The sequence below is a fragment of the Aeromonas sp. OTU364 genome (assembly GCF_038440395.1).
Lineage (GTDB): Bacteria > Pseudomonadota > Gammaproteobacteria > Enterobacterales > Aeromonadaceae > Aeromonas.
In genome coordinates this window covers 73,539-94,249 of sequence record NZ_JASATR010000015.1, presented here as the reverse complement: position 1 = coordinate 94,249, position 20,711 = coordinate 73,539, and the positions used below count along the sequence as shown (strand labels likewise).

18 protein-coding genes and 1 pseudogene are annotated in these 20,711 nt (G+C 47.4%); 12 read left to right on the top strand and 7 right to left on the bottom strand.

Features of this window, described 5'->3' with window-relative positions; genetic code table 11:
- Positions 1-21 precede the first annotated feature (21 nt).
- From AAHB08_RS15180 to AAHB08_RS15150, 7 genes and pseudogenes are all read right to left on the bottom strand, one after another.
- Positions 22-726: an ester cyclase gene (locus tag AAHB08_RS15180; protein WP_342059394.1), complete on the bottom strand. Its 705-nt coding sequence runs from the start codon at positions 724-726 to the stop codon at positions 22-24.
- A gap of 19 nt (positions 727-745) precedes the next feature.
- On the bottom strand, positions 746-1,663 hold the full coding sequence (locus tag AAHB08_RS15175) for an EamA family transporter (protein ID WP_342059375.1): 918 nt from the start codon (positions 1,661-1,663) through the stop codon (positions 746-748).
- 2 nt (positions 1,664-1,665) lie between these two features.
- Positions 1,666-2,700 (bottom strand): porphobilinogen synthase, encoded by a 1,035-nt coding sequence (gene hemB / locus AAHB08_RS15170; RefSeq protein ID WP_446699537.1) that lies wholly within the window; start codon positions 2,698-2,700, stop codon positions 1,666-1,668.
- A 94-nt stretch (positions 2,701-2,794) separates the two neighbouring features.
- A complete protein-coding gene (gene pcaF, locus AAHB08_RS15165; protein ID WP_342059374.1) occupies positions 2,795-3,997 on the bottom strand; it encodes a 3-oxoadipyl-CoA thiolase in 1,203 nt (400 codons plus the stop codon).
- Complete coding sequence (locus AAHB08_RS15160) at positions 3,990-4,673, bottom strand: alpha/beta hydrolase (protein ID WP_342059373.1); 684 nt, start codon at positions 4,671-4,673, stop codon at positions 3,990-3,992. The genes pcaF and AAHB08_RS15160 overlap by 8 nt, the downstream gene beginning before the upstream one ends.
- Before the next feature lie 28 nt (positions 4,674-4,701).
- The gene (locus AAHB08_RS15155) at positions 4,702-5,562 is read right to left on the bottom strand and encodes a 3-keto-5-aminohexanoate cleavage protein (RefSeq protein ID WP_342059372.1); all 861 of its coding nucleotides are present in this window, start codon (positions 5,560-5,562) and stop codon (positions 4,702-4,704) included.
- A gap of 186 nt (positions 5,563-5,748) precedes the next feature.
- Positions 5,749-6,646: pseudogene (locus tag AAHB08_RS15150) on the bottom strand (IS5 family transposase).
- Between the two features lie 588 nt (positions 6,647-7,234).
- Here AAHB08_RS15150 and AAHB08_RS15145 point away from each other — a divergent pair.
- The 12 genes from AAHB08_RS15145 (at position 7,235) to AAHB08_RS15090 (ending at position 20,635) form a co-directional block, all read left to right on the top strand.
- The gene (locus AAHB08_RS15145; RefSeq protein WP_342059371.1) at positions 7,235-8,362 is read left to right on the top strand and encodes a cupin domain-containing protein; all 1,128 of its coding nucleotides are present in this window, start codon (positions 7,235-7,237) and stop codon (positions 8,360-8,362) included.
- Entirely contained in the window at positions 8,346-9,542 is a 1,197-nt protein-coding gene (locus AAHB08_RS15140; protein WP_342059370.1) for an aromatic ring-hydroxylating oxygenase subunit alpha, read from the top strand. Before AAHB08_RS15145 ends, AAHB08_RS15140 begins: the two co-directional genes overlap by 17 nt.
- On the top strand, positions 9,535-10,032 hold the full coding sequence (locus AAHB08_RS15135) for an aromatic-ring-hydroxylating dioxygenase subunit beta (RefSeq protein ID WP_342059369.1): 498 nt from the start codon (positions 9,535-9,537) through the stop codon (positions 10,030-10,032). The genes AAHB08_RS15140 and AAHB08_RS15135 overlap by 8 nt, the downstream gene beginning before the upstream one ends.
- Before the next feature lie 45 nt (positions 10,033-10,077).
- Positions 10,078-11,295 carry a CaiB/BaiF CoA transferase family protein gene (locus AAHB08_RS15130; protein WP_342059368.1) on the top strand — a complete coding sequence of 406 codons (1,218 nt, stop codon included), beginning with the start codon at positions 10,078-10,080 and terminating at the stop codon, positions 11,293-11,295.
- The gene (locus AAHB08_RS15125; protein ID WP_342059367.1) at positions 11,279-12,514 is read left to right on the top strand and encodes an MFS transporter; all 1,236 of its coding nucleotides are present in this window, start codon (positions 11,279-11,281) and stop codon (positions 12,512-12,514) included. The genes AAHB08_RS15130 and AAHB08_RS15125 overlap by 17 nt, the downstream gene beginning before the upstream one ends.
- Before the next feature lies 1 nt (position 12,515).
- Positions 12,516-13,466: a TauD/TfdA dioxygenase family protein gene (locus AAHB08_RS15120; protein ID WP_342059366.1), complete on the top strand. Its 951-nt coding sequence runs from the start codon at positions 12,516-12,518 to the stop codon at positions 13,464-13,466.
- Between the two features lie 339 nt (positions 13,467-13,805).
- Positions 13,806-15,170 carry an MFS transporter gene (locus tag AAHB08_RS15115; protein ID WP_342059365.1) on the top strand — a complete coding sequence of 455 codons (1,365 nt, stop codon included), beginning with the start codon at positions 13,806-13,808 and terminating at the stop codon, positions 15,168-15,170.
- A complete protein-coding gene (locus tag AAHB08_RS15110) occupies positions 15,167-16,294 on the top strand; it encodes a DUF3419 family protein (RefSeq protein ID WP_342059364.1) in 1,128 nt (375 codons plus the stop codon). Before AAHB08_RS15115 ends, AAHB08_RS15110 begins: the two co-directional genes overlap by 4 nt.
- A gap of 26 nt (positions 16,295-16,320) precedes the next feature.
- On the top strand, positions 16,321-17,637 hold the full coding sequence (locus AAHB08_RS15105) for a phenylacetate--CoA ligase family protein (protein ID WP_342059363.1): 1,317 nt from the start codon (positions 16,321-16,323) through the stop codon (positions 17,635-17,637).
- 279 nt (positions 17,638-17,916) lie between these two features.
- Positions 17,917-18,492, top strand: a complete 576-nt coding sequence (gene mobI / locus AAHB08_RS15100) for a conjugative transfer protein MobI(A/C) (protein WP_342059362.1) — start codon at positions 17,917-17,919, stop codon at positions 18,490-18,492.
- Between the two features lie 671 nt (positions 18,493-19,163).
- Positions 19,164-20,021, top strand: coding sequence for a hypothetical protein (locus tag AAHB08_RS15095; RefSeq protein ID WP_342059361.1), 858 nt, complete (start codon positions 19,164-19,166; stop codon positions 20,019-20,021).
- A 266-nt stretch (positions 20,022-20,287) separates the two neighbouring features.
- Positions 20,288-20,635 carry a hypothetical protein gene (locus AAHB08_RS15090; protein ID WP_342059360.1) on the top strand — a complete coding sequence of 116 codons (348 nt, stop codon included), beginning with the start codon at positions 20,288-20,290 and terminating at the stop codon, positions 20,633-20,635.
- Positions 20,636-20,711 lie beyond the last annotated feature (76 nt).

The window sequence follows — 20,711 nt, the reverse complement described above, 5'->3', positions numbered from 1 at the left end:
TTGGCAAAAAAAGTATTGAAACTAGATTTTTTTCTTCAGATATATCCCCATTCTTATTAATACCTCTATTGTGTTATTATCGCAAATATAAGTCATGAACATTTTTTTATTGCTGATGTTAAGTAATTCGAAGGCTCGTTTCAGGTGGGTTTGAACTGAGCTGTCTTTGATTTTTAAAATGGTGGCTACTTCTTTTACTGACAAGCTTAATGTCGACAATGAAAGGCACTCTACCTGACGTCTGGTTAAGAATGGCGAGAGCAATTTTGGGATGACATCATACAGGTCCTCTAAAGGACTTCGCAGATTTATATTTTCATATTGCGCTAAAGACATCCCCATTAATTGACCTAATATGCTTTGGATGTCAACGACAGATGAATAATGACTGATTTTATTATGTATAAAGGTAAACCGTGAACTCCCTTGGTAAACCAGATCTTTACCAGTTGCAGAGATGCTCAAAAATTCACCTAGATGTTTTCCTTTTGTGGTCCATCCGATAACGATTTCGTTATCATAAGTTGTAATACTGTCTTCTTTATACAGTGACGTTGGAAATGCTTGCTGCCAAACTTTCAAAGTATTGCAAAATGAATCAGGTCCTACAGACAGTTGAATTGGGCTTTCAATCGTGGTTGTGGGAGTCATAACATCTTTCACGAACTCAGGAGCCTTATCATTCCATACTTTATTCATAAGCTCACGTGCGGTATGAACACACATCTGTCGGTGATTCAAAATACTAACCTTCTTTTTTAAACTCGTTGGAATGCTTCAATTTAAGATGCTGTGCTAACTCTTTGATTTTAGTGGAAGGAAAATTACCAATTAACAAACCAATTGCGATCAAAGAACAGCTTAACACTTTTTGTGAAGATATGGCCTCGTGAAACAAAATGCTTGAGCCTAAAATGGCAAAGATTGGCACGAGTAAAGTAAAAGGGGCCACATAAGACAAATGGTAAGATACAACCAATCTATTCCAGATCCAGTAACCGAACAGCGTTGTGAAATAAGCTTGGTATATAATTGAGAATATATCGAGTGTGGTCAGATTTTCTACCAAGGCAGTAAGGCCGTTTGTCCCGACCTGAATGTAGGAAATGAAAAAAAGTGGAATGGGAGCAAAGAGCATGGACCACACGCTGAAGGCGAAAATGCGTTTTGTTTTTGATTTTTTAAGCAAAATACCAGAAGCCGACCAACACAACGCAGCAACCAGAATAAGTAACACACCTTCCATAGTGATAGAGCCGTCGGAAACAGTTAGACTGAAGGCCAATCCAAGCAAAGCGATTAATGAACCGATGAAACGGTTGGTGCTCACCGATTCTTTGAGTAAGAACCAGCCAAGCACCAAGCCGAAAACAACATTAGTCTGAATTAACAAAGCGGCCATGCCTGGTGATAAACCAGCGCCTATCGCCCATGTTGAAAGTCCCCACACCCCAACCGAAAAAGTTAAACCATAGGCAGCCAGATAAAACCAATGCACATCAGGCTTTTTCACAAAGAAAACGGCGGGAACAGCCGCTAATGTAAACCTCAGCCCGGTCAGCAACATTGGATCAAGCGCATTTAGTCCCAATTTAACAACGGAAAAATTAAGACCCCATATAGCCATGACTAGAATGCACAGGGTGTAGTCCTTCGACCTCATCGCTAAGCCTTTATATGTTCTAGGGTGTGTGAATTACATTTACTCCAGATTGCGAACTGCTTCGCAAAATAGGTTACGATGAGATCAGCCCCCGCTCTTTTTAAACCTGTCAGTGTTTCTAAAACTGTTTCTTGTTCGTTTAATATGCCCATTTGAGCGGCACACTTGATAGCAGAATACTCTCCGCTGACTTGATATGCCGCCAGTGGAAGCAGTGTTTTGCTGCGCAAGCTGGTCAAGATATCCAAGTAAGGCGTACCGGGTTTGATCATTAAAATGTCAGCCCCTTCTTGCTCATCGAGCAATGCTTCGCTTAGCGCTTGTCTAGAATTGGCATAATCGAGCTGATAAGTTCGTCTATCTCCTTTGAGATCGCATTCAACGGCATGTCTGAATGGCCCATAAAAGGAAGATGCAAATTTCGCACTATGGGCGAGTATGGCAACACTAGAAAACCCAGCGTCATCCAACCCTTGACGAATAGCCATAACTTGACCATCCATCATGGCAGAGGGTGCTAGCATATCGGCCCCGGCGCGTGCTGCAGTGATGCACTGCTTGACTAAGTTTGTCACAGTCTGATCGTTATCTACGTCGTGATTGGCCAATGTACCGCAATGTCCGTGCGTTGTATACTCGCAAAAACAGATGTCGGGTATCACCATCATTTGCTGACATGCAGATTTTATAGTGGTGATCATACGACTAAGCAAACCGTTGCTATTCCACGTATCACTACCTATTTCATCTTTGTGATGACTAATGCCAAATGGCATCACGTATCGAATCCCTAATGCAAAAATCTCTTTTATTTCAGAAGCAAGCTGTGTTTCCGGTATTCTGGCCAAACCTGGTAAAGCGGTAATTGGCACCTCGCTTGATATATCTTCTTCGACGAATATCGGGTAAATTAAATCACTTAATTTAACCTCATTTTCCCGGACTAACTCTCTCATCAGTGAAGTCGTTCGCAAACGGCGTAAGCGTTTGGTTAACTCTTGTTGAGCTGAATTATTTGAATTTGATATTGATACCACGGTGATGTGACTCCAGAATTTTTCCTAGAATGTTTTTTATAAGTGGCATCAGTTGGTTATATCGACCGAAGCCACTACAGAGCTACTAATTATCTTAAACTCGCTCAATGATCATGGCCATTCCTTGCCCGACACCGATGCACAAACTACAAAGTGCATAACGCCCGCGTTGTTGTTCTAGCTGATTAACCGCAGTGCCAATCACTCTCGCGCCACTCATTCCAAGTGGATGTCCAAGAGCAATTGCGCCGCCATTCGGATTCAGACGCGGGTCGTCTCCCTCAATACCAAGGTTTTTAATGACAGAGAGTACCTGAGATGCAAATGCCTCATTTATCTCGATCACGTCCATCTGGTCTAACGACAGTTGCGTTAACTCCAGTACCTTTTTAATTGCTGGTACTGGGCCGAAGCCCATAATATTTGGCTCTACTCCGGCACAGGCTGTTGCCACTATCCTAGCTTTTGGTACTAGTTTGTAATTTGACAGTGACTGTTCTGAAGCTATCAATAATGCAGCAGCTCCATCGTTAATGCCTGATGAATTACCAGCACTGACAGAACCGTTTTGATGAACGACCGGTTTGAGATTGGCCAAGGTTTCTAAACTCGAGAGTCTGGGGTGTTCATCGGTATCAACAAATAAACTACCCTGACGTTTGTGTTTGACTTCGATAGGTACAATTTCATTTTTGAAGAATCCTCGCTCTTTGGCATCGGCATATTTTTGCTGGCTCAAAAGCGCAAACGCATCCTGTTCTATTCGGGTAATGTGGAATTTTACCGCAAGGTTTTCAGCTGTTTCAGGCATAGAGCAGGTGCCGTATATTTCGTTTAGTTTTGCGTTAACAAACCTCCAGCCCATCGTGGTATCGTAGAATTCAGCATTACGAGAAAAAGGTGAATCAGTTTTCCCAAGCACATACGGTGCCCGTGACATGGACTCAACACCACCGGCAATGATCAGATTGGCTTCGCCAGCTTTAATGGCGCGAGCTGCGCTAGAAACTGCTTCCATCCCAGATGCACATAACCGGTTTACCGTTGACCCTGGTACCTCTTTATCAAATCCAGCTAATAGTAAACTCATCCTAGCGACGTTTCTGTTATCTTCTCCAGCCTGATTAGCACACCCTAAAATCACATCATCGACGTTACGCCAATCCACATTTGGGTGACGTTTTTTAAGAGCCTGCAAAGGGACTGCGGCCAGATCGTCAGGGCGGACAGAAGCCAGTGAGCCTGCGTAGCGACCAATAGGAGTTCTTACGAAATCACAAATATACGCGTTATGCATATGCGACCTCCTCGTTATTCACAGTAAAGCTGGATGAGATTAACTCTCTAGCTGTCTCAATTTCAGGCTTAGAAATGTAGTGGTCTCGTTCGGTAAAAATCTGAAGATGCACACTCGCACCCAACTGATCAAAATATTCGGCCGTTTTTGTCACACGCTCAGCAGATACCCAAGTATCGTTGTTACTACCCGTTAGAAATATATTCATTCCATTAAATATATTTTTTTGAGATGCTGCTTTTGGATAATTAGGCCCGAATAGACCTCCGGTGAATATAACTGCACCACCAACCGGATATAAAGATTGCCTCAAAAATTCGGCGACCATACAAGCACCCTGTGAAAAGCCAACGAGCCAGATATTTTGACTGTTTACTCCTTGTGAAAGCAAGTTTTGAAGTATGTCGTTGATATAATCGAGGCCATTGTTCAGAAAAGGTTGATTGTCTTCAATGTCGCGGGTGAACCCACGCGGATACCATGTTGTTTCCGGGGCACAAGGTAGTAAATAGGTCACATCATCCAGATTCAGTTTTTGGATCAGTTTAGACATGTCATCTACAGTTTGGCGGCGTCCATGTAACAAAATAACCACGGGGTTTTCTGTGCTAAGTTCAGCCCCTTTCTTAACGACTGAATACATGCTAGTGTCTGAAATGGCTTGAGTATTTAACACTATATTTTATTCCTTTTATTGGCTGAAGTTACATGGCCGTGGCGGCAGTTTTTTCTGGTTTGAAAGCTTGGCTTAACCCCAAAATATTTCTCGCCTCATCGGCAGTGGCCACTTCCCGGCCTAATTCATGAGACAGCCTGACGATACGATCCACAAGCTGAGCATTGCTGGACGCAAGCTCACCCTTGCGGTAATAAATATTGTCTTCAAGACCAGTACGGACGTGACCACCAAGCAAAATTGAATAGGTATTTAGTGGGAGCTGCGCCTGACCGATGCCAATAGCAGACCAAATACTATTTTCTGGGAGACAATCGACTAAATACAGCAGATCTTTGCAGGTCGGGCTGACCCCGCCATGGATCCCCATAGCAAATGCAAACACCAATTTGGAGCCAAGGTAGCCTTGTTTTTGAAGGGTGATTGCTTCGTTAATCACACCTGAATGATAAATCTCGATCTCTGGTGTAACATTGTGTTGCTTGATGGCAAGCGCCAGTTTTCTAGCAAGTGCGGGGCTATTGATAAATGGTTTATCGCCATGGTTAACCGAACCACAATTAAATGAGGCTATTTCTGGGCTGTACTGAAGATGATTCCATGCTTCTTCTTCTGGAAAACCTTGTGGAAGGTTTAGACCGGATGTGCTCAGGTTGAGGATAATGTTGGAACGCTCACGGACACGCTCAATAATTTCCCGCCAAACGTTGCTATCATAGCTTGGCATACCAGCTTCATCACGAGCGTGGATATGGGCGACACTGGCACCAGCCAAACTACATTGCACTACAGCATCGGCAATTTCTTTTGGGGTATGTGGGACTGCAGGGTTCTTACTTCTGGGAGTTATTCCGCCATTTACGGCAGCAGTGATGATCAGATTTTCCATAATTTTTGAGCTTCTATGTTATGCATTTTGATTGATAATATAGATGCCAAGTAAAATAGAGGTCCCTAAAAAAAGGGGATTGAAGCTGTATGATCACTCCCTTTATGTGGGCGACTGTCAGGTGAATACCGGCGTTGTTGCCCAAATAGGTCATTGAAACGCCATTCCCCCAGCCCCAAGGGATAGCTACACGAGCGGCTTTCTTACAGGCAGACCCAGGGCGTTGAGTTTGTTCAAGACGCTCACATACGCCATTCGCCCACCTGACCGTTGTAGCTACTCAGGCTGATTTTCCCTGTCATCAATTGCTTGAAGCGAAACATCGCCGTCTCGGCCAGTGACCGCCGGTGATAACCGGATATCTGTTTCCAGTGCGCCAGCCCCGCCTTTCTCATCACCACGCATGGCCCGCTGGCCACAAGCCGGCGTTCTGTCGCGGGGGGATGCAGGCGGTGGCGCCTTTGTGTGTTATCACCTGATGGCAGACCTTCGTATCGAAGGCACCATCCCCATAGACGGTGCCCAACCTGCGTCGCAAGGGATTGAGTAACGTTGGCAGTACCTCGGCATCATGGACGCTTTCCAGGGGGACCTCGGCGGCGGCGATATCATGGGTCGCTGGGTCCACCGCCAGATGCAACTTGCGCCATACCCGGCGCTTGTCCGGCCCATGTTTTCGCACTTTCCACTCGCCCTCACCAAACACCTTGAGGCCGGTGGAATCGATGACCTGGTCGGTGATGTTCCCCTTGGGAAGGGGGCGATATGCCACCGTCACCGTGCTGGCCCGCTTGCTCACGCAGCTGTAATCGGGGGCGCATAGTGGCACATTTATCAGTGAAAACAACGAGTCGAGCAAGCCCTGAGTCGCCCCTCAGGGAGAGGCTGAACACCCCTTGAGCATGAGAAAGGTGCAGATAGTCTGGTCGGTGTAGAGGGTGCTGCGTCCCCGCCGTCCATGGTGGTCCTGATGGAACCAGTTGTTCATGGCTGCGGCATCCACCCAGAAGGCCAGAGACCCTCGATGGATCAAGGATTTGTTGTAGTGTGACCAGTTGACGATAGGGTGACGGGATGTGCCCATGATGCTGACATAAAGGGGGGAGATGGTTGATCAGATCCCCCTTTATGTCAGAAGTTCCGTCTGGGCTGGCAGGATTTGGGAAACAACGCCGTGAATACCATCTCCATACACCTTTAGCAACGCCGATCCACAGATCACAGGCAGGTCCCAGATCATCTGTGGAATGAGAGCTGTGCAAGGTCTTTACACCAAGTTGCAACGCTTGATGGCTCGTCATTGATGGGTCCCACATCAGATAAGGTATTGGAAAGGAATTGGATGGGTCTTTTGGGTTGTTAGGGCGTTGTTGCCCAAATCGGTTTGGAACCGTTATTTACAGGTTTCTCATTGAATGTAGTGCCCAAAATACAAGCGCCAAAAGTATGTCAACAATAAACACTAGATAAAGTGTCGTTGAGTGTTAATAAATGTTGGCGAATGTTAAAAAGTGTTGCATGGATCACGCTTTGTAATTGATAGATTAATTTATTGTTGCCATTGGTGCCTCAGATGAATACCCTCCTCCTTCGGTTAAACTAGTTGCATTTCAACTGGGTGTATAGATGAATCTAGTGCATCTTTCTGCATGAATCATAAAATTGAGTCAAAATGAAAAAATTAACTGATGTGACACTGGTAAAGCGTGATGACATTCCATCAATACGAACAATTGAAGTCGACGGGGTAGAGCACTGGCTCGGTCACGTGAAAGATTTTATGAAGCAACCACATCTGCTGGATTTCCTTCCTGACGATAACCGAGTGTCTATGGCATGGGTACGTTTAGAGGCAGGTGAAGAGCTGGAACCGCACATTCACCCGGTAGAGTCGATGATTCTGATGTGTGAAGGTGGTGCACGGACCACTGGGGATGTGCAGGCAGAAATGAAAGCAGGTGATGCGCTTTTGGTTCCCCCTGGTAAGTTGCATGGGTTTAAAGGCGCTGAGCCAAATGGATTCTGGGGGCTGTCTTTACAATTTGATAGCCGCGGCTTGTATGAAGATTATTCTGACCCTTGGGCGACTTTCCTTCCCGACGATATTCATAAGAATTTTGGTGGCTCTGTAGCAGAACAACTGTTTGCTCGTAATGAGATCTACATGGAGCGCTTTGATAAACATAAGCTTTTTGCGTTAGCGAATCGCAAGCTGCTGGATAATCCGGTTGCTAAATCCAAGTTTCTCGATTGTTTTCAGGTATGGTCGGATCACTTTCAACGAATGGTGCTGTCTAGAGCCTCCACTCTGAATGACAAGGCCTACGAAGACATGACGATGTCGCACCTTGAAGAAGAGTTAGGACACAATCGCCAACTGAAAAACAATCGTCAGGATTTCGAAGTGGTTTTTGATCCGACGTTGGAGGCAGCAAGTTCATGGTTTGTGAGTCAAATGTACTCTTTGACTGATCTCGAAAAGGTCGTCTTGGTACATTTAGTTGTGGAAGCGTCAGCAGTCTTTTTCTACAAGCACATTAAACCTGCCTTAGCTGACTCCTCAACCAAAGAGCATTTTGAGCTGCATAGTGTGCTTGATGATGAGCATGTTCGTATGGGCTACGATTTTATCGCTTCGGCTGAGATTGAAGATAGCCAAGCCTTGTTTGAGGTCCAGAACAAAGGCTGGGCCATGCTGATGACGGTGATGTCTAGAATCGCGGATCTGACGGTCTACGCCAGCAACCTCAGTGTTAGCGTAGAGACTCATGAGGAATCTGTTGATGAAGCCATGGCCTAAGGAAGGCACACGCCGGATCCCTTCGGAAGTCTATACCAGTGATTCGGTTTACTCCCAGGAGATGGAATATATTTTTCAGGGTAACACTTGGAACTATGTAGGGTTGGCGGCTGAAGTCGCCAACCCGGGCGATTATATCCAGACTTATCTCGGTGAGACGCCCGTGGTGGTGGTACGTGACCGCGAAGGGGCTATCAATGTTTTGGTAAACCGTTGTCCTCATCGGGGAGCGAAAGTTTGTCATAACCAACAGGGTAACGTGAAATTGTTCGTCTGCCCGTACCATGAGTGGGCGTTTAATCTTCAGGGTGAACTGAGAGGGATGCCGTTTAAGAATGGTATTGATGGTAAAGGGGGGATGTCGGCGTCGTTTAACCCGGATGAACACGGAATGCAGCGGCTGAACGTCACGGTGCGTCATGGTGTAATTTTTGCCAGTCACTCATTTGATTTGCCGCAGTTTGAGGAATACCTCGATCCGGCCATGCTTGCCTATTTTGATCGGGTGTGTGATGGCAGGGCGCTTAAGGTTATCGGAAAAATGCGACATCGCGTCAACTGCAATTGGAAATTGCAGGTTGAAAACGTCAAAGATCCCTTTCATGCGGCATTACTGCACTCGTTTTTCAAAAACTTCGGAATTTGGCGTTCTGATCAGAAAACCAGTGTCGAAGTGTGTCGAACCGGGGCACACAGTGTACTTGTGAGTACTGCTTCTTTTCAGTCGCGCCAGAACGAAGAAGCTGCACCGAAGGTTAGGCTCAAAGCGCCTCAGCTAATTGACCATCAGCGTGAATTTGAGCATGGAACTGGGGCGATTATGACGATTTTCCCAAACCTGATTATGCTACAGCAGCTCAATTGTCTGGCAATGCGACATGTTATCCCGGATGGGCCGAGTGCCTGTATTAAGGTCTGGACGTTCTTTGGCTATGCGAATGAATCTCAAGCGCTCACGAAACGCCGGCTGCTACAGGCCAACTTATTGGGGCCGTCCGGACTGGTGACCATTGATGACAATGAAATCTTAGCGGTGACGCAAGATGGCGCCAAAGGAAGCCCTCGGTCGGATGTTGTTCTGGAGGCCAGTACGGGAGAGTCGAGTGAGGATCATATGATGACTGAGTCGGCGATCCGTGGATTCTACCGATATTATAAAGAGGTATTGCACTTTGAGTAGTTTACAAAGAGACCTCACGCTTCAGGCGGCTGTGGCTGATTTTTATACTGCTTATCACGATACTCTTGAGCAAAACGACCTGATGGAATGGGTAACATTCCTCGCCCCTGATTGCCTCTATAAAGTGACGTCTCGTGAAAACGTTGAACGCGGGTGGCCCTTATGTTTTGTGTTGTGTGAAAACCAAGGCATGGCATACGACCGGGCCGCAGCATTGCAGGATTCTATCTATTTCCGGCAGCGCGTTCAGCAGCACATGGTATCAAACCTGCGCATCACCGAAGTGGAACAGCAAGGATCATGCATACTGGTATCTGTCACGAGCAGCTTTACGGTATATGAGAGTATTAATGGCCACGAGGCATCCCTGCTGGTAACGGGTAAAACATTGGACATCTTGATAATGAGGGACGCGCAGATTGCCTTTAAACAAAGGATCTGCATCTGTGCCCCCGACATTATATCTGACTCAATTATCTACCCCCTCTGATCTGTCCAAATACTGACTGGAAAAAATAACATGTGCCATTTACCAATGTCTGAGTTGACGGTAGTGGATTTAACGCGTCATAGAGCTGGCCCTGTGACGTCCCGGCTTTTTGCTGACTGGGGCGCGGTCGTGATTAAAATCGAAGAACCGACCGACCGTGGTGACAGTATGGGCGGGTCACGAGAAGGATTTGATTATCAAAACTTACACCGGAACAAGCACAGTTTATCGGTGAATCTCAAGACTGACGAAGGTCAGATGATCTTAAAGCGTCTCGTGGCAAAGGCAGACATTGTACTTGAAAACTTCAGGCCCGAAGTGAAATTCCGCTTAGGTGTGGATTATGAGTCTCTTAAGACGATTAATCCCCGAATTATCTGCGGCAGCATCAGCGGCTTTGGCCAGCAAGGTCCATGTGCCAGTCGGCCTGCAGTGGATCAAATCATACAAGGTGTGTCTGGCATCATGTCTCTTACCGGAACTTCGGATACGGGACCATTGCGCACAGGCGTTGCTATCGCGGATGTAAGCGCCGGGATGAATCTTGCCATTGCGGTGTTAATGGCTCTTTATCAGCGTGAGCGGACGGGCGAAGGGCAATGGGTGACAACGTCATTACTGGAGTCGACCTTAGCGATGATGGACTTTCAGGTTGCCCGGTGGCTCCATGATGGGACACTGCCGCAACGGATGGGGAATGATCATCCTACATTAATGCCTACAGGTATTGTGAAAACGCTCGACGGAGAAATAAACATTGCTGCAGCAGAGGATGATAAATTCTCCATTCTGTGCGAATTGTTAGAACTGGGCGCATTGTACGAACGCCCTGAATATCAGGACATTCACGCACGATCGAATAATCGTGTTGCATTGATGGCTTTGATTGAATCAGTAACGAAGAACCATAAGAGTGATGATCTCATTTTCTGGCTGAACGAAAAAGGCATTCCCTGCGGCCCTGTCTATGATGTTGGCCAGGCTATGTCCAATCCTCAGTTGGATGCCCTCAATATGAAGTGTTCTGTTACCCATTCACGTCTGGGTGAGATGTTGTTGGTGGGCCAGCCGATACAGCTGGGAGCCTATCCTGCGTTTGACGTTGTCAGACAGCCGGCACCAGAGCATGGTGAGCATACGCGACAGTTGTTGACAGATTTCCTTGCGTTTACGCCTGAACAGGTCGACAGCTTTGAAAAGAACAGGAGCATTTCTCTCTCTGAAAAACAGTCGGTAAGGAGCCATGATGAAGCCCTTATCTAAGTATTTTTCGAGTCTTGAGGGAATGCCTTGGTTTGGGTTGGTATTACTGTGGCTGGCTGGAGCCGGGACCCGGCTAACGATTCTGGCAACTCCGCCAGTAATTTCACAGATTCATGCTGAAATGGCTCTCACGGAAACTCAAGTCGGGGTGCTCTCTGGTATTCCCCCTATCTTGTTTGCGGCAGCCGCGATTCTGGGGGCACTCCTGATCTCAAAAACCGGGGCCCTCAAAACCCTCGTGGCGGGATTGTTGATCACAGGTATCGGTTCTGGACTGCGTGGGTCCGTGGATACGGCTATGGCCATGTACCTGGCGACTTCTGTTACAGGGTTAGGTGTGGCGTTGATGCAGCCGGCGTTGCCATCCATCGTCGCCAACTGGTATCCCAAACATATCGTGTTTGCAACAGCTATTTATGTGAATGGTATGTTGCTGGGAGGTGAGGTGATTCCCGTGGCGATCACCGATACCTTGCTGGTCCCTTGGCTGGGCACTTGGCGGGAGGCTTATCAGTTTTGGGCCGTTGTCTCGTGGTTGATCGCTGGTCTGATTTATTTTGGCGTGCCCCAAAAGAATGCCGCTGGTCAGCAATTGGGGAGCGGAACCAAATGGTGGCCTGATTTCCGACAAAAAAACCTCTGGAAACTGGGGCTGATGATGGGATGTGTGAATGCCACGTATTTTGCGACCAACTTTTTTATTCCCCGGTTTTTGGATGAAATCGGTGCAGCATCACAGACGTCGTCAGCATTGATTGCATTGAATCTTGGGCAGATACCCGCTTCCATACTTTTGTTGATGGCCAGTGGTTCCGTGGCGAAGTCCCGTATGCCTTATCTGTTGTCCTCTGCTGGATTGCTGGGTGCCTTGGCGATGGTCGTACTCTACCAGGCTCAGGTTATCGTTCCCGCAGCAGCGATCGTGGGCTTCTTCTCTGCCATCGTCCTGATTTTGATGCTTGGACTTCCAAGTGCGGTGAGTCAGGCCAATGAGGTCCATCGTGTATCGTCACTGATGCTGACCGTTGGCTACGCCTGCGCCGTGATCACCCCAGTGGTAAGTGGATTTTTATGGGACCAGACCGGCCACCCTGAAAGTGCTTTTTATCCCATGATGTTGTGTTCAGTGATGCTCTTCTTGTGTGCAACGAAACCTATTATTGATAGCTCGGCAACCGACAGCATGGCTGTGAAGTTGAACGAGACGACTGGAGACTAAAATGAGCAGTAACCCTACGTTTACCTTGAAAAAATTGAGTCCTTTTTTTGGCGCAGAAATTTCCGCCCTGGACATGCGGGAGAACCTGAGCGATACGACAATTGCGCAGATGGAGGAAGCATTGTGTGAGCATGAAGTGCTGGTTTTCCCCGATCAATTCCTGTCGTCGGAAGATATCCTAAGGATAGGGCGATATTTTGGTGAGCTCACGGTACATCCCTTTGCTGAGAACAGTGAAGAACATCCGGAACTCATTGTCTTTGATTACAAAGATGGTAACCCACCAGTATTGACCGACCGGTGGCACACGGATGAGTCCTACAAGAGTTGCCCTCCCAAAGCGACCATGCTTTATTCACGCGTTGTGCCTGAAATCGGTGGTGATACTTGCTTTAGCAGTATGACGACTGCATATGAATTTTTGTCCAAAAAAATGCGTGAATACTTGCAAGGGTTAGAAGGCATTCACGATTTCTCACCTTACAAGTATCTGTTTCCTGAAACTGAAGCGGGACAGGCGATCTTGCGTCAGAAAGAGCTGGAATATCCGCCAATGGCTCACCCGGTTATTCGAGTGCACCCAACCACCGGGAAAAAAGCACTCTTTGTAAATCAGAGTTACACCCGGGTAATTCAGGGAATGACACAGCGTGACAGTGAAGCGTTACTGACGCAGCTGTTCAACGCTACGTCTGTGCTTGAGTATCAATATCGCCATCACTGGAAACCTAATATGCTGGTGCTGTGGGATAACCGCTCGGTGCAGCATGCTGCTGTCCATGATTATTACCCGAATCATCGTCATATGGAGAGGGTGACTATTGCAGGTGACAAGCCAATCAGTGCGGTGCCTGCGACTCAAGTGGAAGAACTGCAGACTTTCAAGGTACCGCGCTACGATCACAACGATTCGCGACGGGCGCGTCGTCAGTTTGAAATCGAAACAGATTAATACTTTCCTGCCTCGGGAAAGCATCTCTTAGAGGCTGTTAACTTTTCATGATCCTTTGTTGTCTGGGAGGAAAGTGTTTTTCCAAACTGAAGGGTATGCCATTAAATACGCGACGAAAACAGTCAGTAGAGAAAATGGCCTGCGACACCGAGAAACACTTTGAAGCGGGCAGGATTGGCAGGGTTTTTTGCCCGTTATCCAGCATTGTCGCTGCTCATGCGGCATGGCCACGGCATACAGGCTCTGCCTCGCAGAAATTAACAACTAACGATTGAAAAATAAGCTTGAGAGATCAGCAGTCTCAGGCTTCTATTCACATTTTCGTTAAGGGCACGAGTTATGAACGATATAGAGTCCATCAGTGTTCACCAGGCGGTCAAAACTGCCAAGGTGTCCTCTTTTCATATTTATATTCTATTGCTGTGTTTGAGTATTCTTATTCTTGATGGTTTTGATACTGCATTGATGGGGTATGTTGCGCCCGCGATTATCGAGCAGTGGGGAATTGCCAAAGCTGATCTGGGACTGGCAATGAGTGCTGCCCTTATCGGCCTGGCGCTCGGGGCGATTGTGTCGGGACCTGTCTCAGATCGGCTGGGCAGAAAGCCGATTATTGTTTTGTCTGTGATCGTATTTGGTGTGTGTTGCATCGCCACGACACAGGCCAGCAACGTGAATCAACTGGTATTCTGGAGGTTGTGCACCGGTATCGGGATAGGGGCAGCAATGTCGAATGCGCTGACCATTATTTCGGAGTTTGCCCCAGAACGATACAAATCTCTGATGGTGAATGCGGTGTTCTGTGGTTTCCCTTTTGGTGCAGCATTAAGCGGCGTGCTGGCATCCTGGCTTATCCCGAATCTGGGTTGGCACAGTGTGTTCATCTTTGGGGGAATGCTGCCGTTGCTGCTGCTGGTCCCGATCATCCGGACGCTGCCAGAAAGTATTCTGTTTCAACTGAGCCAGCCTGGCGCAGAATCTAAAATTCGAAAGACTGCCCGTCGACTGTTAGGAGAAATGCGCGTCAATCTTTCTGTCAGTCCAACGCCAGTGTCAGATTCAGCGACAACCCCAATCAGGGATATCCTCTCGCCGTCAATGTTACCTGCGACGCTGTTGCTTTGGCTTGCTTATTTTATGGGGCTGCTCATTTTTTATGTGGTTACCAGCTGGATGCCGACTCTCATTGGGGAAGCGGGTTATGATTTGCAGCATGCGGCATTTTTGACTGCATTGTTTCCGCTGGGTGGAGCTGTGGGCACCATTGTTTCTGGGCTGTTAATGGACAAAGTAACACCACACAAAATTGTGGCGTTCAACTACTTCATGACGGGACTGTTTCTGTTCTCAATTAGTTTTGTATCAGACATCTATCTGTTGGGATTATTTATTTTGTTGGCGGGTACTGTCATGAATGGGGCGCAGGCTTCTATGGGATCCATCGCAACGCTTCATTATCCGACGTCTTCAAGAGCGACAGGCGTGTCATGGATGCTCGGAATGGGCCGCGCGGGTGGTATTGTCGGTGCCATGATAGGGGCGTGGCTCTTCCAGTTTGGTCTGGACTATAAAGGGATATTTAAAGTATTGCTTATTCCCAGTCTGTTTGCAGCCCTCGCACTGCTGGGGCTGATGTTAACGCTGAAATGGAAAAAACGCCGTTTATCCGAGAGCGCATTGACAGAAAGTGAAGCCTGTTTATGAGCAGCCTGTATTCTCATCAGCCACAGTCTTCCCGCGATGGGGTGGATCTGCCGCTCATGTACGGTCAGGGACGAGAAGATGTTAGGGTTGACCTCAACGCCTTATCAATTCAGCCCTCTGATAAGGTCTTGGTCATTAGTTCCGGTGGTTGTTCTGCACTTCGGCTGTTGGCTGAAGGACCTGCATTGATGACGTCGATTGACTTAAATCGTACGCAAAACTATCTGCTTGAACTCAAGCGAGCTGCGATCAGGGTGTTTGATCGCTCAACTTATATCAAATTTCTCGGGGAAAAAGACGCTTCCCCGCTGGAGCGGCAGGGTTTATTGGATATGCTCTGGGATGACTTGTCGGATGATGCGACTGCTTACTGGAAAACACATCGCAGGCAGGTGAATCGCGGGGTCAACTATGCTGGCCGGACGGATCGACTGAGTCGTATCACAGGGCTGATCCTGCGCTATCTTACCCATTCCCCTAGAGTCTTTGATGAGATTATGGCTCTTCAAACGCTCGAGGAGCAGCGAGCTTACTTCAGAGAACGATTCAATAATCGGCGCTGGCGGGCATTCTTACGCCTGTGCCTGAATTCGTACACATTGCGACGAATTTATGGTGAAGGGTTCTCAAAATACCTGGCTGACGATGCTACGTTGTCTCAGCATCTGGAACGTAAGATAGAAAAAGCCTTTTACTCAACCATGATAAACAAGAATGGTTTGATGACCCAGTTGCTCTTTGGCCGCCCTCCAGCTGAAGGCACCTGTGCGCCTTATCTTACTGATTCTGTGTATCAACGGGTAAAGCAAAACCTTGAACAATTGCATGTGGTCAGTGCTAACCTTTTAGATTTCATCGCTCGGACCGACCTGCAGCAAACCTATTCCAAAGTTACGTTATCAAATGTCATTGAATGCGTTCCTCAAGATACTTTGCAGCTGTTTTTTATACAGCTTTCTGCATTTTTGCCCAGTGGAGGTGTGGTAGTGATGCGATCGATGATTGGTCACCAGAAGCACTATCTTCCTCCGGAGCTCGAAATTGATCACAGCCTGAGCGAACAGCTCACGGCTCAAGAGCAAACGTACATGTACTCCAACGTGTCGGTAATCAAGAAGCGATAACGCTTATTTAAGAGCAGAGTGACTATATGAATATCACAAAGTTGAAGGCTGCAATTGACTATGCGGCTAACCGTCAATTTTATCATCAACATTGGAACGGTGACGTGGATTTGGCAACGCCAGAATTGACCGTAGCACAGTTTCAGCAGATTCCTGTAGTGCGAAAACACCATCTGCGGGATCACTGGGAGGACATCATGGAATACGGTGATGTGACTGATTTTGTGAGCTCATCGGGCACGACTGGCCGCCCTGTTGATGTACCAGTGCATCGTTTGCAAGAGCAGATCTGGGTGAATTCGGTCGGTCGGGTCTTAAGTGAAATGGGGGTTCAACCCGGCGATTTTGTGATCCAAATGTTGAGCAATAACGATATGTATACGCTGGGTATGCTGGTGTGCCAGGCAGCAAAACAGCAAGGGGTTGGTGTTTTTCGCTGCTCGCCCCAGCGTGTGAACCGATTGGTCGATATCATGAAATACCATCGCCCTAAATTTATCGTCGGAAATCCACTATTCCTGCTGGAGATTGCTGAGCGGCTGGGGGACGCTTTTCCAAGCAAAGATTTATTACCTAAGGTAGCGTATCTGGCAGCCTGTGCTTCTTTTGATGCCAATAACCATCTAACCGCGGCTGCGCAAAAAGTGAAGGAGGTTTGGGGCTTCGAATTAATGCTCAACGAATACGGATGCAGCGAGATCGGATCCATCGGATTCGAATGCAATCAACACAACGGTTTTCACATTAATGATGATTACTTACATGTGGAGCTTCTTAATCCAGAGACGGGCCGACCTGTGAAAGAGGGCGAACCGGGCGAAGTGGTCGTCACCACGTTGACCCAGCCGCGGGGATTTGCGGCGGTGCGTTACGCGACAGGAGATATTGCCAGCGAATTGTCAACACAGCGTTGCACTTGTGGTCGCTATGGTCCAAGACTGGGGGCGATAATAGGACGCGTCGATCATCAACTGAAAGTCAAAGGTCAAAATATATATCCAGAATTTGTCCTGGATATTGTTGAGTGGCAGGCGTGCACCGATAAAGCTGTACTTGTCCGGTATCGAGATTCGCTCGAGAGAGATACGGTTGTCGTGTGTGTCGAACTAAACAATGACTACCTGGACAAACCGGCGCAGGCAGAAAAACAGCTGTCTGAGGCTTTAATGAAACATATCGCTGTCGGCCCTGAAATTTGTATCGTGGAACATGGAACTATTGCAAGAGTCACTGCAGCTCAAATGTCGCAGTCTAATGGCGTAAAAGTACCGCGATTGATAGACCTTGATAGTGAACAACGCTGGTCAGAGCTCCCATCGTGTCAGAAGTCCCGTCTGGGCTAGAAGGATTTTGGCAACATCGTCGGGCAGGTCCCACATATTTTATGGAACGAGCTGTCCAAGGTCTCTGCACCAAGTAGCTGATCTCGATTGCTGATTATTGATGGGTCCCACATCAGATAAGCTATTGGAAAGGAATTGGATAGGTCTTTGGGATGGCAGTAATAATCTTGGGACCTGCAATATCTCTTAGAACGCCCCAAAAGGGCAGATACAAAGCGCAGGTTTTTGCAGCCTCGTGTTTAACATCTGTGGTGTCATCACCAAGAAAGAGGAAGATTCATGACACAACAGAACATTTCCCGCATGGCAGAGGCATGGCGAACAATCAGTCGCAAGCAGGCAACTCAAGCAGATCGGGATAACGCCACCCGTATGGCACTACAGCAGTGTGGGGAGTATCTCATCGCCATCCATGACATGGCGGAGATTGAGCAGAGACGCTACGAGTTTTTAGCGAATCGACTCTGTGACTATTTTTGGCAACACAATCGAGCATACCGAACCAAGCAGACCCCCGGTTATCCGGGCCATTTCGGTTGCAGGGCGCGGGTTCGTCAATTCAAGCTGGAATGCCACTGGTACTACAACCAATTCATTGAGCAGCCAAAAGGATCGGGGAAGCACAAGGTTCTTAGCCATTACCTGCCACGCAATGGTCAGTTCTCATATTACAAAGCGACATTTACACCTGCACATGACTGGGAAAAACCAGTCATTTTGGCCACAGAGGAGGGCTTTGCCCTGATACGCCAACTCAATGATCAGTTGATGCAGATGCGTCGGCTGTCTCGAAGCAGCCAACGGCTGCTAGGTACGCTGATCCAGCACCTCGATGAGATGGAAGTTCTGTCATGACGCGGCTCTCAGCGAAAACTAATTACAAAAGCGGCGGTGGTTCCTGAGCAAGCCACCGTGTAGGTAGTTTCCCGTACAGCCTCAGGGGATTTATGAGTTCTCGGCTATGATGGGGTCGAAATGCACCCTGGGGCTATCTATATGAAAAATAATATAAAGCTAGTCAACTGGCGGGCCCCATAACACCGAGTATCGCGGACGAGCTGCGCTTTTGTAAAACTCTGCAATTGAACTTTGTTCTGAAAGGACAAAGTCACATAAAAATCAATAGCTTATTGATCAACCTGACCGCGTGATGCATAGTTTTCCATACCATGTGGAGGACGTTTTATGAACAGCATCGTAATTTTGGTCACTCTATTCCTTTTCCTTCTCGGCGTTGCGGTAGCTGCTGCATATCTCTACAGAGAGAAACTTAAAATTTCACAGGTAAAAGATGCGGATCGAAAAAACCGGTAGAACATCCAAACCAGAGCTCCTATGTAGCTCACTGTGGGTTGCTACAACACCTCAGGTCATTAATGTTGCAGCCCTGCTTAGGCGTTCTGCCCAGTAAGAGTAAAAATGTTCGCCATGCACATATGCTCAATATTTTCAATCAGATAGAGGCATGGCGTTGCTTTTTATAGGATTCATGGCACCCTAGGCCAGGCCCCACACGAGACATGTAAATGATGAAAAAACTAACCACCATAATCGTTGCAACCGGGCTGGGGTTGGCCTCTGGTTGTGCCATGACACCAAATAGCTACCAGTACAAGACAGACCACAGTCGCGCCTACAACATCGCCGAGGCTGGTGGTTTGATTACTGGAATTAAGGATGCAGCTGTGCCACGTGACCAGTTGGAACGCATGACAGATACCAAAACCTTTGGTGCAGCTTATGTGATGTCCGGCTATATCGCTCCCAGTGTGGGAGGCCTATCAAACTGGCAAGGTGGGGTAGTCAACATGGCTAATTGGGCGTTTGGCCCCAAGCAACATGGTGCCCGGAATAGCTTGATAGCCTGGATGTCTGTAAAGGAGGCCGTATCGTCAGCCGATGCTCAGACCAGATTGATTTCGCATGTGAAGCTTTCTATCGAGTCATCTCTGACCGAACTGGGTGTAAAATTCGACCTGCTGTACGACAAAGATGGCAACCTGACATATCATTTTTACAGCAACGAATGGGATTGTCCGACTTGGACCAACGGTAAAAGCAAGGTCTCGGATATGTGTTCTATTAAGGTACGAATCGTAGAGCCGAATCAAGACAAGGCACCAGCCTTTATTACTGGAGTTCAAGGTAATGCTTATGCATTCACTTCCGGCCATGACACGGAGTTTAATTTTATTAACGTTACAAATGGAGCGGATAGCCACGCACCAGAACAAGCCGTATACAGCAAGCTCAGTGAGAAGCTACCAGCTTGGGCTTTCCTGTACCTAGCACCTCAACAAGTCAAAATGAATAATAGCGACAAGATCGTATTTCCCTACCTGCTTGAAAAAGGGAAACCAGAGCTCTTTGTCTTCCCCTTCTGATAAAACATCGCACCACTGGCCGCTTCCGTGCGGATTTTTGTTCGTTTGCAAGCGTTGTGGCACTCAGGAAATATGTACTCTCTTTAGGCCGCAACCAAGACAGCCCAAATAACTTCATATGTGAAAATTTTCAGCCGTGAGTACTAATGCTACCGACTTTACTAATAAACATTACCATATACCTTAACTCAAAAATCATTGCTTGCTTAGGATTGCATTTTATCAAATCACGATAATATGAATGTGACACATTAAAGGAGATCACCATGAAAGATTTAATTAATATATTTTTGATGGCTGTTGTTGTCCTTGGCTGGGCAATGCTTGAGGTCACTGGCTGTGGTTATGCCGTTTTAGCCATCCCAGTTGTTTACTGGCTCAAACCCGTGCTGGATCTGCTCCACAAGAACTACTGGGTGGGCCTTGCCTTCTGGGGGCTGATGGCCTTGTTTGCTTGGCAGGGAGCTCTTATTGGAGGGATGTTCTATGGCTTGCTCGCTGCACCACAGAACGAGGCTACGGGTAATGCAGTCAGAAAAAAAAGCCCGATCCGGCTTGTTTCCAATGGCTATGACATACAGACCGGGGAGTACGTTGTCTCACCTTTTTGGTAATGCGTCGGTCAGTTGAAGGAGAGCAGTCTGACTGGATTTCCCCTTAGGACTGTCTCTTATATATCGGTCCCCGGGC